The organism is Chlorobiota bacterium (assembly GCA_016710285.1).
In the GTDB taxonomy this organism is placed as follows: Bacteria; Bacteroidota; Ignavibacteria; order OLB7; family OLB7; genus OLB7.
The window spans coordinates 2,295,568-2,313,395 of record JADJXR010000001.1; the positions used below are offsets into that span (position 1 = coordinate 2,295,568).

16 protein-coding genes are annotated in these 17,828 nt (G+C 56.2%); 8 read left to right on the forward strand and 8 right to left on the reverse strand.

Annotation, left to right across the window (positions count from 1 at the left end; genetic code table 11):
• Positions 1-104: 104 nt before the first annotated feature.
• Positions 105-1,238, reverse strand: coding sequence for a hypothetical protein (locus IPM61_08230; protein MBK8911307.1), 1,134 nt, complete (start codon positions 1,236-1,238; stop codon positions 105-107).
• A gap of 772 nt (positions 1,239-2,010) precedes the next feature.
• On the opposite strand from IPM61_08230, the gene IPM61_08235 reads away from it, so the two are divergent.
• The 8 genes from IPM61_08235 to IPM61_08270 all read left to right on the forward strand — a co-directional run bounded on the left by IPM61_08235 (position 2,011) and on the right by IPM61_08270 (position 11,935).
• Complete coding sequence (locus IPM61_08235; protein ID MBK8911308.1) at positions 2,011-2,586, forward strand: hypothetical protein; 576 nt, start codon at positions 2,011-2,013, stop codon at positions 2,584-2,586.
• 46 nt (positions 2,587-2,632) lie between these two features.
• A complete protein-coding gene (locus tag IPM61_08240; GenBank protein MBK8911309.1) occupies positions 2,633-5,011 on the forward strand; it encodes a right-handed parallel beta-helix repeat-containing protein in 2,379 nt (792 codons plus the stop codon).
• Positions 4,962-5,465 carry a hypothetical protein gene (locus IPM61_08245; GenBank protein ID MBK8911310.1) on the forward strand — a complete coding sequence of 168 codons (504 nt, stop codon included), beginning with the start codon at positions 4,962-4,964 and terminating at the stop codon, positions 5,463-5,465. Before IPM61_08240 ends, IPM61_08245 begins: the two co-directional genes overlap by 50 nt.
• Positions 5,462-7,630, forward strand: coding sequence for a T9SS type A sorting domain-containing protein (locus IPM61_08250; protein ID MBK8911311.1), 2,169 nt, complete (start codon positions 5,462-5,464; stop codon positions 7,628-7,630). The genes IPM61_08245 and IPM61_08250 overlap by 4 nt, the downstream gene beginning before the upstream one ends.
• A 224-nt stretch (positions 7,631-7,854) precedes the next feature.
• Positions 7,855-8,859, forward strand: a complete 1,005-nt coding sequence (locus IPM61_08255; GenBank protein MBK8911312.1) for a hypothetical protein — start codon at positions 7,855-7,857, stop codon at positions 8,857-8,859.
• 96 nt (positions 8,860-8,955) lie between these two features.
• Positions 8,956-9,393 carry a transposase family protein gene (locus IPM61_08260; protein MBK8911313.1) on the forward strand — a complete coding sequence of 146 codons (438 nt, stop codon included), beginning with the start codon at positions 8,956-8,958 and terminating at the stop codon, positions 9,391-9,393.
• On the forward strand, positions 9,378-9,782 hold the full coding sequence (locus IPM61_08265) for a transposase (protein MBK8911314.1): 405 nt from the start codon (positions 9,378-9,380) through the stop codon (positions 9,780-9,782). Before IPM61_08260 ends, IPM61_08265 begins: the two co-directional genes overlap by 16 nt.
• 26 nt (positions 9,783-9,808) lie before the next feature.
• The gene (locus IPM61_08270; protein MBK8911315.1) at positions 9,809-11,935 is read left to right on the forward strand and encodes a VCBS repeat-containing protein; all 2,127 of its coding nucleotides are present in this window, start codon (positions 9,809-9,811) and stop codon (positions 11,933-11,935) included.
• 204 nt (positions 11,936-12,139) lie between these two features.
• Here IPM61_08270 and arsS read toward each other — a convergent pair whose 3' ends face one another.
• The 7 genes from arsS to IPM61_08305 all read right to left on the reverse strand — a co-directional run bounded on the left by arsS (position 12,140) and on the right by IPM61_08305 (position 17,812).
• Positions 12,140-13,117, reverse strand: coding sequence for an arsenosugar biosynthesis radical SAM protein ArsS (gene arsS / locus IPM61_08275; GenBank protein MBK8911316.1), 978 nt, complete (start codon positions 13,115-13,117; stop codon positions 12,140-12,142).
• Between the two features lie 14 nt (positions 13,118-13,131).
• Positions 13,132-14,223, reverse strand: a complete 1,092-nt coding sequence (locus IPM61_08280) for a dipeptidase (GenBank protein MBK8911317.1) — start codon at positions 14,221-14,223, stop codon at positions 13,132-13,134.
• A 139-nt stretch (positions 14,224-14,362) separates the two neighbouring features.
• The gene (locus IPM61_08285; protein ID MBK8911318.1) at positions 14,363-14,698 is read right to left on the reverse strand and encodes a carboxymuconolactone decarboxylase family protein; all 336 of its coding nucleotides are present in this window, start codon (positions 14,696-14,698) and stop codon (positions 14,363-14,365) included.
• Between the two features lie 62 nt (positions 14,699-14,760).
• A complete protein-coding gene (locus IPM61_08290; protein MBK8911319.1) occupies positions 14,761-15,417 on the reverse strand; it encodes a hypothetical protein in 657 nt (218 codons plus the stop codon).
• Between the two features lie 3 nt (positions 15,418-15,420).
• Positions 15,421-16,044 (reverse strand): hypothetical protein, encoded by a 624-nt coding sequence (locus tag IPM61_08295; protein ID MBK8911320.1) that lies wholly within the window; start codon positions 16,042-16,044, stop codon positions 15,421-15,423.
• Positions 16,045-16,071: 27 nt separating this feature from the next.
• On the reverse strand, positions 16,072-17,073 hold the full coding sequence (locus IPM61_08300; protein ID MBK8911321.1) for a radical SAM protein: 1,002 nt from the start codon (positions 17,071-17,073) through the stop codon (positions 16,072-16,074).
• Entirely contained in the window at positions 17,057-17,812 is a 756-nt protein-coding gene (locus IPM61_08305; protein ID MBK8911322.1) for an ABC transporter ATP-binding protein, read from the reverse strand. The genes IPM61_08300 and IPM61_08305 overlap by 17 nt, the downstream gene beginning before the upstream one ends.
• Positions 17,813-17,828 lie beyond the last annotated feature (16 nt).

Here is a 17,828-nt window from a genome sequence, read left to right on the forward strand (position 1 = left end):
TTAGTGAATGGAATGTTGATAGAAAAGATGCGCCACAAGATAACGGAATCAGGGGATGAAGATTGGCTTCATCCCCTGATCGTTCTTGCTGCTTCCATCAGATCTCACGGAAGTGGAATGGTGCTGAACCGTTTTGGCTGCCGGATGTTGCTGATATCGTACAGGTGGTAGCCATCCTGGGCGGTCACCACCAGCAGGCTCCCGCTGGCAATCACGTCGTGGGGAATGATTCCGGTAATCTCGCCGATCTGCTGTGGGTTGTTGGGGTTTTGGGCATCCACCACCCGAACCCCTGCGGTGCCATCGCAGACGATCACGATGCCATCGCGCACGGTCAGTCCGTAGGGACCGGTCAGCGGCATGGAATGAATAAGCGTTGGTTGCTTGATATCGCTGATGTCCAGAATATCCATTTGGTTGGTAAATCCGCCACATGGGCTTCCGCCACGCAGGGTGATGTAGGCGCGGTTCCCTTCCACCACCACGGGGTCGCAGGTGCGGGCGTGGGTGAATTCGGAGACGAACGTCGGCTTGTTCGGGTCGTCCACATTCAGGATGTACATCCCGTTATTGGCACCAATAAATAAGTGGTTGCCGCTATGGAAGATCGTTTCGATGCCCCAGTTAATGGTGACAGCGTTCCGATAGCGGGGGCGTGCTGGATCCTTGATGTCGAACACCAGGATGTTCGCCTCGTCCAGGCAGTACAAGTAATCCCCAACAATCATAAACCGCGCCAGTGACCCGGCTTTTCCCGATGCGGCGGCATCGCGCCCGCTGGACTGGGAAACCGGCGCATATACTGGCGATTCGGATTGGCTGCAACCGTTGCATCCCGAGAAACCACCGGAGGAACCTTCTTCATCTATCTGGACGCCCTCCTCGATCCACCCATTCCCATACACTCGATTGAATACTTTCCCGATACTATCCACTGCAATTGGAGCCGCAGGGTTGGAGATGTCGAAGACGATCAGGTCCTGCAAGCGGTCGGCATAGAGATAGCGGCCTTGCACGGCAACGTCGTTGTTCCCTTCCAGGATAATCTTCCCGATCTCTCGCGGATTGGAAGGGGTGGAAACATCATAGAAGTGGATACCCTCCCCTGGCGTAGTTCGGATGAGGGTTCGGTCTATCAGGTAGATTTTTGAGACAGCTCCGCTGGTCGCAAAGTCCTTCGTGTAGCCGAAGGAGAAGAATGCAGCAGCTAAGAGTAAAAGGATAGTTGAGTGTCGCATTTGGAATATCTCCATACTGTTCCTGGTTGCAATTCCCTACCAAGGTGGCTCCAAGACACCTGCCACTTATCAGTGTAACGCTGCTGCGGGGTGAAGGGGGTACAAAGATCGGATAGGCAGCTGTTACAATTTAGCCCTTCTCGTGCTGTGACTTTTTCCAAATGCGAGCCTCTTTATGGTAGTTACGGAACCATTGCCTCAACAATCCGATGGTTCTGTGGGTTTGGCTCTTCATGCCCCGGCTGCGGTTCCAGCCGGGGCTGAAGGGTTTCCAAGAGAGGAGCAAACAGGGGGGCTTGATAGATGAAATCTTTCATCTATGAATGAAAAACGTTTCTGTTACAATTCTGTTGGGGGTCGTGGTGTGATGTTCGATCTGGCACAATCGTTCTTATGGCAAGGGGCAGAGCGTGTACCAACTCCGTCTGTATTCCTGTGGGTTATAATCCTCCATCCCTCGCTGCGGTTCCAGCGAAGGATGGAGGGTTTGTATTCTGCCATGCATAGTGATATATAAAAATTGCACTGCAGTTTTAAGTGATCGAGAAGAAGAGACATAGGTTCTCAACTTCAAAAAAAATGTAACCATCGCAAAACAATTAGCTCCTGTGGAAACCTTTTCTTGAACACTGGGTTCTGGCCATAGTTGAGTGTATCAATCCCACCTCTCCAATCTTCGAACTCAACATCTATCAGTGCCATTCAAGCCAATAGAGATATAACAGTGACAGGCCTTACGAATACTCAATCATTAACTTTTGGAGACGCATTCATGCACTTCAGAAAAATCCTTACCACGTTTGTTCTGGCCTTACTGGCCGGAACTGGGCTAATGGCCCAAACGCCGGGGACTAATCCCCCCATGGTGAAGATTCCGTGGAACAACTACCTTCCACAGAGGATCCCAAACAACTTCCAAACCATCATCGGATCGGCGGGTACCTATTTGATACCCAATACCGCTAATACGTATGGTGGTTCGCAGAATTACAACTTCAACGTTACGGCTTCGCCGTATGACGGATTCCCAATCTTCTTCCTTGGCAACTACTACTCAACCGTCCAGGTTGACGTTGCTGGGTACATTGGCTTTAACCAAGCGAACTATAATGGCTATGGTTGGGGCTTGGGTTCGAACTCCCCTAACCTTAACTATCAGCAAGGCATCTGGAATCCATCATGGTATTCCTACGATGACCATGTATTGTGGGCCTATTGGAGCGATCTCCGCTCAAGCGGTGTGACATCGCCTACCGGTGGTGTCTATTACCGTGTTGATGGAGTTTCACCAAACCGTGTGATGACCTTCGAGTGCAAACTCGATCAACCGCACCAAGCCAACCGATAACCCCCAATACACCTTGGGTTATGGTGCATTGGTCGGTATCAAAAACTTGGGACAGCAGACTGCCTACAGCACCAGCCCAACCACTCCCCCACCAGTGAATGACGAGAGCAAGTTCCTAGTGCTGCTCGATCCGTCGCAGGTGCCAGATACGGTTGCTATTACAACCGCTCGTACCTTCTACTATGCGAACGTCTACTACCAGTTCCCGGAACTGTATGCGTACTACATGAGCTATGCAGGTAATCCGTACGTGTACTACCGTGCTTCCCCATACTGGCACTATCAGTTCCCGACAGAGAATGGTCAGCAGATCGGCTACCGCCTGACCCCGTTGATGGATGATGTCACCCCAGACTCGTTGTGGTTCACCCCAGAACGCAAAGCCAACGTCTACCTTGGTGGTTCCTCGATCACCATTAATGCCCAGTTTACCAACTTCGGCAAGAACGTTCGCCAAAACGTTCCGGTCAAAGCCTTGATCTATCGTGACCAAGACTTGGTCAACCCCGTGGCAACCGCCACCGGAACCGCATTCACGACGGCAACCGCTCAGCTTGGTAAGTCTCAGGTAACCCTTACTCCTACCTTGACCGCACCGTTGATGGATGTTCCCGGTATCTATACCGTGAAAGTCATTTCCCTGTTGGATATTGACCAGGATATACTCAACGATACCTTGACCGGTCAGTTCTCCATCTCGTTGCCAAACGACGTTGCTGTGTGGACACTGCTGCAACCGTACGAGAACAAGCTGCCGCTGAAGTATCAGTATCCTCTCGGTGTCGGCGTCCCGATTGAGGTACGATTCCTGAACGCTGGATTCAACTCACAGAAAGATGTGCCGGTTGGATATTGGATTTTTGATGAGAACGGCAACAAAGTCGGCGAAGGCCAGACGATCGTCCCAGGAACATGGGATCCTTCAACCTTCCGCGACATCAACATGCCGACGTGGACCCCGACAAAGCCGGGTCACTACTTCGTCAAGATTTACACGAACCTCAGCAACGATCAGAACCGTCTGAACGATACGCTGCTGAAATGGCCAAAGCTCGGGTTCCCATTTGATGCGAACTATGAGATTGAGCTGATGGCGTTGCCGGCAGGTATTGCACCACACTCGCCGCAGGAGTTCCAGTCGTATCCTGATGGTCGTCCGATTCCGGTGCTTGTCAATGCCACCAACAGCGGCATTGCCGATGCTACGAACGTCCCGGCAACGGTAACGATCAAGAACGCTGCTGGCAATGTGGTCTATACACGCCAAACAACCATCTTGACCGTGCCAAGCGGCAACAGTACGGTTCGCCAAGAGTTTCCCGACTTCATCCCGAACGGAGCAGGCGAGTACTGCTTGACGGTGACGGTGAACGATCCGCAAGACCCGGTGACGGAGAACAACTCGACGACCTGGTGCTTCAACGTGAAGGCACGCTACGCAGGGGTGTACCGTGTTGGGTTCGGCGAGCACTTCCGCACGATCCGGGAAGCCTGGGACTCGGTCAGCACCTACGGTGTTGGCGGCCCGGTGACGCTGGAACTGGTGGACGACAGCTACACGGTCCAACCAACCAATAACGACCCATCGCAGCCAGCGTTGGATATGCGTGGATACGTCGTTGGATTGGGAGCGAACAACCCGATCACGTGGCGGCCGGTTGCCGGCAAGACGAACGTGACGGTCAACCTGAAATCGCCATCGGGCATCGGCATCTGGTACGGCCAGAAGGATACCTCGAACCCGAGCGGATACGTCACGTGGGATGGTGGAACCAACAAGGTGCTGCGGTTCGTGCTGGAGAACACAACAGCAACGAACGTCAGCGGATACAAGCGTTTGGCGATCCCGTTCTATTTGGGCCAGGGTGCCTCCAACTACAAGGTGCTCAACAGCCGGATCGAGCCAGCAAGCGGGAACACGTGGAGCCTGAAGAACACGGCCAGCACGGTGACGATTCCAAGCTACAACCAGTCGTTCAACACGTTCACGTTTGTGGATGACTTGGCGCAGGTGATGTCAGCCGGTGTGATGCTTCGGAACTCGGCACCGATTGACGGAGCCACAGGAACGAACTCGCAAAAGCGCGACACGCTTCGGAACCAGAACAACGTGATCAGCGGGAACGTGATCCGTGACTTCGGCATGGGAATCGCCTCGGTGGGAGCCGGACCGCTGTACGTGGTTGACCTTGGTGCCTACGTGGAGTACACGAACCAGAACAACCAGTACACCGGGAACCAGATTTGGAACTCAGGTCGTGCGGGTGTGACGTTGGTGTATGAGAAGAACTCGGTGGTGAGCGACAACTGGATCAACGGTGTTGCGAACACGTCGAAGACGATGTTGCATGGCGTTGGCATTGCGATCACCAGCGGTGGGGAACGCCTCGAACAACCGTGGGTACTCGAGCGACATCACGATTGAGCGGAACCGGATTGCAAACATCAGCACAGTTGTTGGAGTCAGCGGTGGTATCGCTGCCGACATCAACGAGAACGTGTTTGTGTCGCCATCGAACCGGACGTACCGATTCCCGAACAACGGGGCATCGAACCTGAAGGTATCGAACAACATGATTTGGAACTATTGTGGGGGCAGCACCCTTGCAGCCATTGCGATCACGCCAGAAGGGACGAACCGTCTGGACTTCGTGATGACGGGGAACCAGGTCAACAACAACACGATCTACAACACAAGTGCCTGCAACATGCAAGCGGTGGAGTACGGGATTTTGATGGACCGTGCGCAAGGCTCGGTTCAGAACAACATCGTGGCGTTGACAGGAACCAACAATCCAACCGCACTTCGGTTGGTGGGATCGGAGTTGAAGACGAAGCTGATCTCGAACCACAATATTCTGTGGTACCGAACGGGATGACGGGATCGTTGCAGAACCTGTCAGCACAAGGGTACAAGATTCCATCGCCACCAGTGGCGACGAACCTGAACCAATGGCGGTACCTGACGGGAATGGACATGAACTCGATGCAGGGTGACATCACCCAAGAGTTCGTCTCGACGTATTCAGGTGGCGTTGACCTGCACATCCAACCGATGTACCGTGGTTCGATTGCGAACAACCGCGGGACGAAGGTTGCGGGGTTGACGAACGACATTGACATGGAGCCACGCGGCTCGGCAGCATTGAACGGTCGGTACGACATCGGAGCCGACGAGTTCACGGGTCACATCCGCAACCACGATGTGATGGCCGAGGACATCTTGGGACCGGTGGGGTATCGTGCCTCAAGCGGCCAGTTTAGTGATGCAGAGTACATGATGGTTGACACGGCGGTGAGCCTTGTGGGACGCCTGCGGAACGTGGGTGGCCAGCCGGTGCCATCGAACGCAGCAACGATGACGGTGCAACGGTGGACGGGGACAACGTGGGTGACGGTTGCGACAATGAACAAGAGCGCAAGTGTGGACGTGAGCGAGCAGCGGAACGTGGCGTTCGGGATGTTCATGCCGCAGACGCTTCGCGAGTTGGGCCAAAGCGATCCATACTACGGCCAGGATGCGAACGTGAGTCCGCTGTACCGCCTGCAGTTGCGGAGCGGAACGGACGACAACGTGACGAACAACCGGTACGAGAAGATCGTGCGGTTCTACGTGTTGCGTGCAACGCGCCGTGTGTTGGTATCGGTCGAGAGCTACCAGCCATCGAACGTGACGAACAGCGGGATCAGCGACCCAGTGGTTCTTGGGAACAAACTGAACGCGGACTCGGTGATCAGCGCGATGAATCAGATCGCCTGGGATCGGACGAACGGGCTTGGAACGGAAGACTTCGACATCTTCCAACGTGATATGTGGCCAAAGGAGAACCTGGACTTCCGCCCATGGAAGACGGTGATCTGGGCACAAGGCGAGGAAGCCGAAGGGTTGGAAGCTGAAGAGCGTGCAGCATTGAAGAGCGCGCTGGAAAGCCGCACGATGAAGGACAAGACGAACCTTCTGATTGCAGGTCAGGACGTAGCACGGAAGCACGACGTGGTGTTGACGGCTGGGAACGGTCAGATTGCCGACAAGGAGTTCGTGAACAACTACCTGCGTGCAACGTACTCGAAGCCGACGCAGCCAGCGAACTACAGCGGGTTGCGGATCAAGGGGATCGCATTGTCGCCGAACAAGTTCGAGATGATCCAAGGGACTGGAGTGACGAACGATCTGCCACCGATGCCAGGAGTGCTGAAAGTGACAGTGAACTCTGACGGAGTGGCGAAGTCATCGCATCAGTACATAGACTTGCCACCGGTGCCGGATCCAACGATCCGTCAGGACACGACGGCGGGAGTGGCATCGAAGGGAGTGAAGAAGCAGGTGGTGTACTACGCGTTCGACTGGCGTCACGCAGGTCGGTTCTGGCCGGAGCCAACGCAGAGCGGCGTGAAGCGGTTGGTGTTGGCAGGGTTGGACTTCTTCGGATACAACACATCGGAAGTGTTGCCGATCAAGCTGTCGTCGTTCGCGGCACAGCAGACGGGTCGCCGTCAGGTGACGGTGGAGTGGACGACAGCCGGGGAGGAGAACGTGAGCGCGATGGAGATCCAGCGTGCCGAGGTGATGGAAGCCGTGACGGGTGACGTGGTCGGGGAGTTCAGCGTGGTAGATCGCCAGGCAGGTCGCGGAACAGCGACGGTGGGAGCGGAGTACCGGACAGTGGATGGTGGAGTTGTGGGTGGCCGGACGTACATCTACCGGTTGGTGACGGTGAACACGGACGGGACAGTGGAGATCAACGACCAGCGTCAGGTGAAGGTAAGCGGCGATGAGGCGATGAGCCTAAGCGTGGTGGTGGCCCCGAACCCGATGGTGGATCGTGGAAGCGTGCAAGTGGAGTTGGCAGAAGGTGGCGAAGGCCGGATCGTGCTGTACGACGCAAGCGGGAAGGAGGTAAGCGAGGTGTACAGCGGGGCGATAGTGAGTGGAGTGACAGAATACTCGTTGCCAGTGAGCGAGTTGGCGAGCGGAACGTACACCGTACGGATCGAAGTGGCGGGCCAAAGCCCAGTGGTGAAGAGCGTAGTGGTGAAGAAGTAAAGGAACGAACCTCCCCCCCTCCGCAAGGGGGGGGAGAAGGATAAACAGAATACCCAAGCGGCCACCAGCACCCAGCTGGTGGCCGCTTGGCGTTTTTACCAAAATGATATTCAGAGGAAGAATTCTTTCGCTTCCATTGAAATCCTGCTCGTAACCTCGTATTCTTGCAAGGGTTTACAGGTACTGGCTGCATAACCTATTCCTTCACTCATTCAGATAACACGATGTCCTTTCGCGTAATAGTTCTCACGATGCTTGCTGCTGGGCTTATCGCTGGTTGCACCACCGATCCTGAGTTCCCTGAAAAATCGGTGCAAGTTACCGTCAGCGATTTGCCTTCGCTTGATGACCAAGCCAATTACCACCTATGGTTCAGTTATCCTGAAGACCGTGCAAACAATGGCAGCACGCCGTTGGATAAGGTGCAGCATGGGGATAAGGAGTATATCAATGTTGGAGCCTTCCGTGTGGGGGCTGATGGTGCGCTGGTTTCGCCAACGGGCGGGGCAGTGACGTTCGCAATTCCCAGCGGCTATAATCCCAACTTGGTTGAGGATGCTATCCTGACAATAGAAAGCTCCGCAACCACACCTTCAACGCCTGGAGCAAGGATTGCTGGCGGCGTGTTCACGGGAACCGCCACGGTTGGCCGCTGCACGCTTACCGTAAAATCCAGCGATGCTTTTGGGGTGGCGATTCAGTTGGACTCTTCACTGCTTCGGACCTACTTCCTTGATGCCCCAACCAGCCTGCCCGTTGATGATTTCATGCAAGGCATTTGGTTCGGTGCTGTTAATGGCACGGCGGTGCGCCCTGGGCTATCGCTTAGCCCGCAACCGCTCAGCACCGGGAACAAACGCTGGACCTACGAGGCTTGGCTGGTGCAGCGGCAGGGGGCCTTGGTTGATTCCTACATCTCGCTTGGCCGGTTCGACAGCATTGACGCGCCCGATAGCAATGGCCCAGGAGCTGGAGTCGGAGCAAACCCCTCGGAGGCGTATCGAATCCCTGGTGAGGATTTTGTTGCCACTGGTGCCGAGCGTTCCTTGAACGATGGCAGCTACCGCGTGGTGGTCTCGTTGCAGCCAACCGATATTTCGCTGCGCCGCCCGCTGTTGCCGCTGCTGCAAACCCGCGAACCAATCCCCGCAGCGGCCACACGCCAGCAAAGCCTTCCGCTATCGGTCAACACAACGTTCCCTGTGGTGCAAGTGACGCTCAATCGCTAACCATCATCATCGAACTTTTGTTTGCCATACCCTAGACCTCTTTCAAAAGTCTAGATTACGGGTTATGTTTGGGGTCAACCAATATAAGGAAGAAGGATGCGCTACGCAGAGATTTGTGATCGTTCACCGGAACAATTTCGACGCTTAACGGGTGTGTTGCCGACAACCTTCGAGGCAATGCTCAAGGTCATTCGTGCAGCACGGCGAGAGTTTGGTCGCCCACCGAAACTGGTGTTGGCCGATCAGCTGTTGTTGACGCTGCTGTATTGGCGTGAGTATCGAGCGCAATATCACCTTGCAGCGGATTTTGGGATCAGCGAACCGACCTGCGGCCGGATCATTCGGCGAGTGGAGGATGAACTCACCCAGAGCAAAGAGTTTCAATTGCCGCAGCGTCCGCAGCCGCGAGGCGGGGACATAGAATTTGCCGTGATCGTGATCGATGCGACAGAAAGCCCGATTGAACGGCCAAAAAAAAGCAAAGGGAGTACTACAGCGGGAAGCGTGGATGCCACACAATCAAGACGCAGGTAGCCATGGCGTTGGGAAGTCGTCGGATCCTCAAGACAGAGTTTGGGGTTGGAAGCCAGCATGATTTCTCGTTATTGAAGCAGTGTGTGGGTCGGGGGTATAAGCGATTGTTGGGGAGTGGGAGTTGTTGGATGGCGGATTTGGGATATCTGGGGTTATCGAAGATCCAGAGCAACGTATGGTTGCCGCACAAGCGGCGGAAGGGGGTAGCATTAGGGGATTGGGAGAAGGAGGAGAATCGTGAGCATTCGCGGAAGCGGATCGTGATTGAGCATGTGTTTGGTCGGTTAAAGGTGTTCAAGATCATAGCGGAGAAGTATCGAAATCGTCGCAAGCGATTTGATGTGAGATTCAACCTCATCGCCGCCATCCATAATTTTGAACTCCCTTGAAAACTACTTTTGAAAGAGGTCTCCTGATGTTACAAGCCATTCCCTTCCGTTGCTTCCTTCTTCTGCTGGTCTTGTTGCCAGCGGAGAAAACCTTATCGCAGCCGTTCGAAAGGCAATGGGAGTCCATTATCGTGGAATCGGAACAGGGGATCCAAATGGTCAATCCTTTTTCGGGAGGGCTGTACCAGCCGCGCATCGGATTGCGTGACGTAAACGGCGACCACATCCCCGATCTGTTCACGCTGAACCCCGATAACGTGCTGCGGCTGTATTGGAATTATGGCGACTTCATCTTCCGCCGCGCCTTCCCTTCCCCGTACGACTCGCTTCCGGTGCGCCGCTGGTTTCGCTTTGCCGATATTGATGCCGACAACGACGACGACCTGTTCAGCAGCGGCGCGACCTCGGAGGTGCTGCTCTATCGAAATAATGGAACACAAAAGAAACCCCTGTTCTCTGCAATTGCCGACACAGTGCGTGGTGCCGATGGTTCTCCTATCTACACCCAGCAGGAAACCGTCCCTTCCTTTGTGGATATTGACGCTGATGGCGATTTGGACCTGTTCTACGGCAAGGTTGATGGTGCCATTAACTTCTACGAAAACACCGGAACGCCACAATCTCCGGTCTTTACCTTCCGAACCGATTTGTACATGGATATCATGGTGATTGCAAGCCAAGCAAAGCCGGAAGAGGGGGCGGCAACGCAACGCGAGCAGCAGAACGAACGGCATGGCGCAAGCGTGCTGGGGTTTGCCGATATTGATGGCGATGCAGATCTAGATATTCTGTTCGGTGATTTCTTCACCGAGCGGTTGCTCCTGTTCCACAACGACGGCACACCGCAGAAAGCAAAGTTCGGAATGAACCGTTTGGACACTGCTTTCCGGGGAATGGGCGACGATGTGCAAAGCCTTGGATTTAACCAAGCCGAAGCAGGCGATATAGATACTGATAATGCTCAGGATGTCCTTGTCTCCTCGCTTCTTCCCAACAGCCAGTTTGCACCGCTGCAAGTTTTCCGCAACGTCGGGACCAACACCGCGCCGATGATGCGCCGCCAACAGAAGGACCCAACCGATGAGATTGACGTTGGCGAATATGCCGTCCCCGCCCGTATCAAGGATTCTCGGAGGGATGGTGTCCTGATCGGTTCGCTGGAGGGGACACTCACCTACTATGAGATGAGTTTCCCAAATGGAAGCCAAGTATCCACGTGGCGCAAGAAGGAAACGTTTGGCGTTCCTGGCTGGCAGCGTACCGCCCCCGCAACGGGTGATCTTGACGGAGATGGCGTGGCCGAGGTGGTGATTGGCGGAGTGGTGGAAGACCCCACAAAGATGATCTCCATTTGGAAATTCCAGGGGAATCGGTTGGTGTTCTCCGAGTCGCTTGCCGATGTGAGCGGAATCAACACAAACGTCTCACCCTCGCTTGGTGATCTGGACAACGATGGCGATTTGGACCTGTTGGTTGGCGCGCAAAATGGCCAAGCATTCTATTTCCAAAACGTCGGAACCCCCACCACGCCAGCGTTTGAACGCGCATCGCCACCGCCGCCGTTCGATGCGCTGAATGCCGGGCGCGACTCGGCCCCGCGAATGGCCGATATTAACCGAGACGGGAAGATTGACGTTATTGTCGGGAATGCCACGCCGTCCGGCCCCTCGGGCGGGCGGCAACGTGATGGCATTCAATTCTATCTTAACAACGGCGAAGGAGGGTTCCAGAAAAGCCCAGAATTCCCCGATATAGATTTCCCTGATCGTTCCAATCCCGCCCCTCTGTTCTTCCTTGACTCCGAAGGTTCGTGGTTGATTGTGGGAATGGAGGCCGGAGGGCTACAAGCCTACTATCAACAAGGGGGTCCCATGGATGCGCCGGCGGTGCCCCAATCGTCGCCCATCGGAATCACCCTGCAGCCCAATTTGCTGAGTGGTGAACAGGCAACAATCGTGGAATGGAATGCGGAGGAATCTCGTGGGGAATTACGAATTACCGACCTGCTGGGAAAAGAGTGGTATCGGCAAGAAATCACAGAAAAAACTGGAAGCCTAAGAATAGTGCTTCCAAAACTGCCCGCAGGAACGTACGTTTGCAGCATGGCGACCAGTGCCAGTGTAGTTGCGGCTCCGTTGATACTCATCCGATAAGTGGCGGTGAGTCCCTTCGTAGAAGCCTGCAAACTGGAACCGACGCGGCAATCTCGGTTCAGCCATCTCAACCAGAGCGGAAGCAGCCCGGCGTACTTCGGGTACGCCACACACGTCGGGTTGCTTCCCTCATTATGGGTGAAAACGGGAACTCCATCTCCCTACTCTTTTCACCGATCTCACACACTCTTCCTCTCTCTCTCTCTACGCCGTCGCTCCGCCGCACGAGCTTCCCGCGCCAGCGGTGCAGCCAAAACAATGGTCAGCAAAAACGATTCGGCGCGCCAGCAGTGCATCAAAATCCCAATCGAAAATCGTTTGCGGCGCGGCGGACTCCACCGGCAACTCCAGCATCTGGTTGAAGTCGCAATCGCTTAGCCGGCCATCGTAGTTGACGCTAATCTGCGAGCGGCACATCACCCCTTCGGCAGCGGCGGGATTGAAGGCGTTCAGCAGTTTTTCCATGTAGGAATCGTAGCCGCCATGCCGCACAAGGTCCGCTTTGAATCGGTGAATCGGCATATTCGTGATGGTGAATAAGCTGTTGAAATGCAGCCCGAATTTCGCCGCCAACTCACGCTTGTAATCAGCCTCCAAACCCGCTTGCGCTGCCGGAAGAAACGCCCCCACCGGGTTGTACACCAGGTTCAGCACCAATCCGCTTCCATCCTTCGCGTAGCCAACATCATTTAGCCGCCTCATCCCCTCGATGGACTTGTTGAACACCCCACGCCCACGCTGCTTATCGGTGAAATACTGCGAGTAGTAGGGGAGCGAACTCACCACCTCGCAACGATGCTCGGCAAAAAATTCTGGCAGATACTCCTTGCTCTCCCCAGTGACCGGGTTGCCATCGAACTGCACGGTAAGGTTGTGGCGGACCATCACGTGCTTCCCAAGTTTTTTTGCTTCGGCCACCATCCAATCAAAATGTGGGTTCAGCTCCGGCGCGCCGCCGGTGATGTCCAGCGTGGCGATCTGCGGGTGGGCCGCAAGCACCTCGATCACCCGCTGCGCGGTGCGCTGGTCCATTGCCTCGGTCCGCTTTGGCGAGGCATCAACGTGGCAATGCAAGCAGGCTTGGTTGCACAGCTTCCCAACATTCACCTGCAACGTGGCAAGCGATGCCGGGGGCAGCTCCAGCGAGTGCTGTTGAATCTTGTCGTGGAAATCGTATGGCATCGTCGTGAAAGAAATCAGTGCTTGGTGAACTCACTTGCCGGCTGCCGGGCCGCAGCTGGTTGCTGCTTCATCGTTAGCCCAATCACCCGCGCCCAATTTTCGTGGGCAAGTTGTTGGATTGTGGCATCGTCGTAGCCGTGCTGGCGAAGCGCGTGGATCAGTTTGGGAAGCCCAGCCACGTCGCCAATTTGTTGCGGCATGGCGGCTCCGTCGAAATCGCTGCCGAAGCCAACACGCGTTGGGCCAAGCCGCTCCACCAAATAATCAAGGTGGCGGATCATCGTTGCAATCGGCGTGTCGGTGGTTTGCCCGCCGTCGCTTCGCAGGAAGATGGTGGCGAAGTTCAGCCCCACCATCCCATCGCTGTCGCGGATGGCGTCCAGCTGGTAATCGGTAAGATTTCGCGCCGATTTGCACAACGCCCAGGCGTTCGAGTGGGTGGCAACCAACGGCGCGTCGGTCAGCGCGGCCACGTCGCGGAATCCCCGCTCGTTCAGGTGGGAAAGGTCAATCATCACCCCAAGCCGATTGCACTCGCGCACCAGCCGCTTCCCCGCGTCGGTCAGCCCCGGGCCGGTGTCGGGCGTGGCGGGGAAGGCGATTGGAACGCCATGCCCAAACGCATTCGGACGGCTCCAGACAATTCCCAACGAACGCAAACCCGCTTGGTAGAAAACGTGCAACGCCTCCAGATCGGTGTCAATCGCCTCGGCACCTTCAAAGTGGAGGATTGCCGCCACAACGCCCGCCGCCAAGCACTGGCGAACCTCCGCTGCCGAGCGGACCACCTTCACCTTCCCGTTGGAAGCCGCCTCAATCTTGAACAACGTTGCCGACATCGCCATTGCAAGCCGCTGCGAGGTTGGCAAATCCAACGGCGGAGGAAGCGGCATCAGATACCCACCGCCAGGAACGGGCTGGAACCCGCTCCCTTTCCCCTGCGGAGGAAGCCACACCGCGAAGAACCCGCCGCCAAATCCCCCTTCCTCCATTCGTGGCAGGTCCAAATGGCCTTCGGTGTTCCGCCGGAACACGCTGGTTCCGTCGCGGTCGCCAATGGCATACAGCCGGGAAAGAAGATCGTTGTGTCCGTCGAAAATGAGCATGGTTGCCGTGAGTTGGTTGTTGGAAATTGGCCGGATGGAAATGGGCCGCATGGAATGGGCGATGCTTGGGGAAGAAAAGCCTTCCCCAAGCTCACCGCTGCGTCTCTCAGTCTCTAAGTTTCTCAGTCTCTCAGTTGGATCAGGCTCCCACCTTCTCCAATCCATTCAGCATCTGCACGCCGTGGACCAGCGAGGCCCCCCCGCGGACGGCAGCGGCAACGTGAAGTGCCTCGGTCATCTGCTCCGGGTCCGCCCCTGATTCAAGGCATCCGGTGGTGTAGGCATCAATGCAGTACGGGCATTGGATGGTGTGGGCAACGGCAAGGCCAATCAGCTGCTTTTCCCGTTTGGTCAACGCGCCGTCGGTTCCGGTGGCCATTCCGTAGTACTCAAAAAATTTATCCATCAGTGCGCGCTGGTGGGTTCCAACATCGGCAAAGCGGGCAAGGTCGTTCGATTCGTAGTAGGTGGGCATCTGGATTGTTGAGTAAGAGTTGTTGGTTGAGTTGATTGATGTTGTTGAGTTGATAGCGTCGGCTATCGTCCAATTGCTGCAACGCCGTAGGCCGCCGGGTCAATGGTCATCCGTTCGGAAGCTGGCCGAACCCCGCTCAGCCATTCGGTAAGATTATCGCAGAAGTTATCCAGGTGGGTTATCTGCTGCACCCCTTGCTCCACAATCCCATCCAACGTGGTTGCAAACAGCAGTCCGCCGTGCTGCTCGGTCTCCCAGGAAATAATCTCCCCCTCTCCATTCCGCTGCACAACCCTGGCCTGTTCGGGAATGCGGGTGTAAACGCCGTGAGTGTGCCAACACGCATGGCGCGGGCGCAAACCCCGGAAGAGCGGATGTTGGAAATCGGTGCTGGCCACCGGGGGATTGTTCGGGTTCGTGACCCACCAGTAGTTGTTCACGGGGCGGTCCTCCCACTTCGCGCCAATCCAATCGGGGCGGCTGTCCCCTTCCACAAAAACGGTTTTCCCTTCCGCCAAAAAACGGTAGATCACGTCCTTCCGTTCGGCAATGGCATCTTGGTTCGATTGGAACGGAATCACCAGCGCGCGCATTCCGGCAAGGTGCGCGTCGGTTAGGTCGTGCACGTAAATCAGCCGGTAGATGTCGCGGTATTTCGGCGCGGTCGCAAACACGTAATGGGACCAGACCCCGTTAAACAGCAATGCAACGTTCTGCATGGTTCACCCTTTGCGATTGGTGGATATGTGGTCAAGGAAATTTCGGTAGAGTCGGGATAGGGCGTGGTCGCTGCTGCCGTCGTAGGAGAAATCGGCAAGCGGCCCGCTGGAGGTTAGGATCATTCGCCCGGGCGTTGTGGCTTCGTCAATCACCACCATTGCCCGCCCCCACGTATCGGTTAGCAGTGGGTCCGCTTCGGCTGCGGGGGTGATATAGCCGCAGGCCCACCAGCCGGAGATTCCGTGGCTGAAGATCAGTTCATCAATATTGACCCCATCAAGCAAGTTGTGGCGGTCGGTTCCGGCGGCGTAGCGGACCTCAATCGTCCGGCGGCTGTTATCCATTTGCCAGTGGTTGCCCGGGACCCACGCGGTGAACCATCCATCGAAACAGAGAAGCGATTTGCCGGCATCAAGAAACTCCCGAACAACGCTTTTTGCATCCAACATGGCAACGTGGTCGGACCCGTTGGGAACAACCAGCGCGTCGGCGGTGGCAAGCGCCGCAGCAAGCCGCTCGGGGAAGCCGGGGCCGGTGCGGACAAAGCCGTAGCGGACCTTCTCGGTGGGCTGGAACATCAGCTCCAACTCATGGATTCCATTGTGAACCACAATAGCAGTAAGCATACAGGTTGCGGGTTTACGGTTGCAGATTTACGGCGTGTTGTTGATTGCGGTGTTGGAAGGGGGCAACGGCTGCAACACCGGAAGCGGAAACTGGCCGGTGGTGCCGTCGCGTGGGCGAAGCTCCTGAGCGTCGAAGTGATGCTGGAAGAAGTGGTCGCACCACAGGCAGATATTGCCAAGCGCGGCTCCAGCGTCCATCGCCTCCGCGCGGCTGATGCCGATGGACTGGCCCATGCCGTAAGGGTCCCCCTGATTGATCGCTTGGAACACGTCCGACCCGGCAACCCGCCGCAGCACATCGGCCACCTTCTCGGTCCGCGCATCCCCCATCGGGTGGAGCGTTCCCGGGCAGCAAGGGTTGATCTTCCAGAGTTGGATGGAGATTTCTTGCGGCAGCTCTGTCCCCCCCAGAAACCCCCGCCCGCCGGAAAGGATTGCGCAGAAATTATGGGTGTGATCCCGCAGCCAATTCCCTTTCTCCATTGCTCGCCCGCGTGCCCAGTTTCCCCCCAACCACATCTCCTCCGTTGCCCCCCAGAAACCGTAGCTGGCGGAGCCTTGTTTCAGGTAGGTCTCTTTTTCAACTAGTGGGTCCAGGTCGTCGCCGCTCATCCCTCGGGAGTTGAACAGTTCCTGCAACAGTTGGCGGCGTGTGCCGGCGTGTTTGTGGTAGCGGTCAATGCTGGCAATGTCAATGCGGGTGACGCCGCGGGCAAGCAGTTCATCAAGGATTGCCCCGGTAAGAAGGTCGCCGTTGGTTTGCAGCATGATCTGCGTTGCTGGGCCGTACTTCGCCCGCAGCGCGTCCAAGATTGCGTAAAGGATTGCCCGCTCGGCAAGCGGCTCGCCCCCGGAAAGGATCACCCGATCGGCACGGGCCGGAAGGTTGCCAACAACGGCCAAACATTCCTGCAAGCTCATCCGTTCGCCGCGTGGGCCGGAGTTGTTGTAGCAGTGGTCGCACTGGTCGTTGCAAAGCTGCGTGAAGACCCAGTAGATGGATTCGATATGATCAAACGATTGCGGCATATCCTTCAGTTGATGTCTGCTGGCTGAGTGCTTCCCAGAAGGCGATCTCCTCCCGCGCGCCGTAGATAGGGTGGTTGATGAACTCTTGCCGGGTGGCAAACGTTTCCAGCCTCCCTTCGGCCATATATCCGATGCTATCGCCCATCAAGATTGCCTCCTTCAGGTCGTGGGTGACAAACAGCGAGGCGATTCCGTACTGGTGGATCAACTGTTTCATCAGTTGCTGCATGGATGCGCGCGTCTCCGGATCCAGGCTGCTGAATGGTTCGTCCAGCAGAAGCACGTCGGGCGCGATGATGATTGCCCGGCCAAAAGCAACCCGCTGTTTCTGGCCGCCGCTTAATTGGTGCGGCAGCTTTTTTCCATGAGCTTCCAGCCCCAGATGCGCCAACATCTGATTGGTTCGGCTGGCAATTTCGCTGGCTGGAAGGTGGCGTATCCGCAGCCCAAAGGCCACGTTCTCAAAAACCGTCAGATGCGGGAAGAGCAACGGTTCCTGGTAGAGATAGACCACGTTCCGTTGTTCGGCTGGCTTCCGGCTGATTTCGGTCCCATGCAGCCGCACCGTTCCGCCATCGGGAGGGATCAATCCGGCAATGATTTTCAGCAGCGTGGTTTTGCCGCAGCCCGAGCGGCCCAGCACGCTCAGCGTCTGGCGTTCGGCCACCGATAGCCCCACCCCTTGCAGCACCACCTGCTGGCCGTAGCGTTTCGATATCTCTTGAGCGGTTAATACCATGATGTTTTTTTGCGGA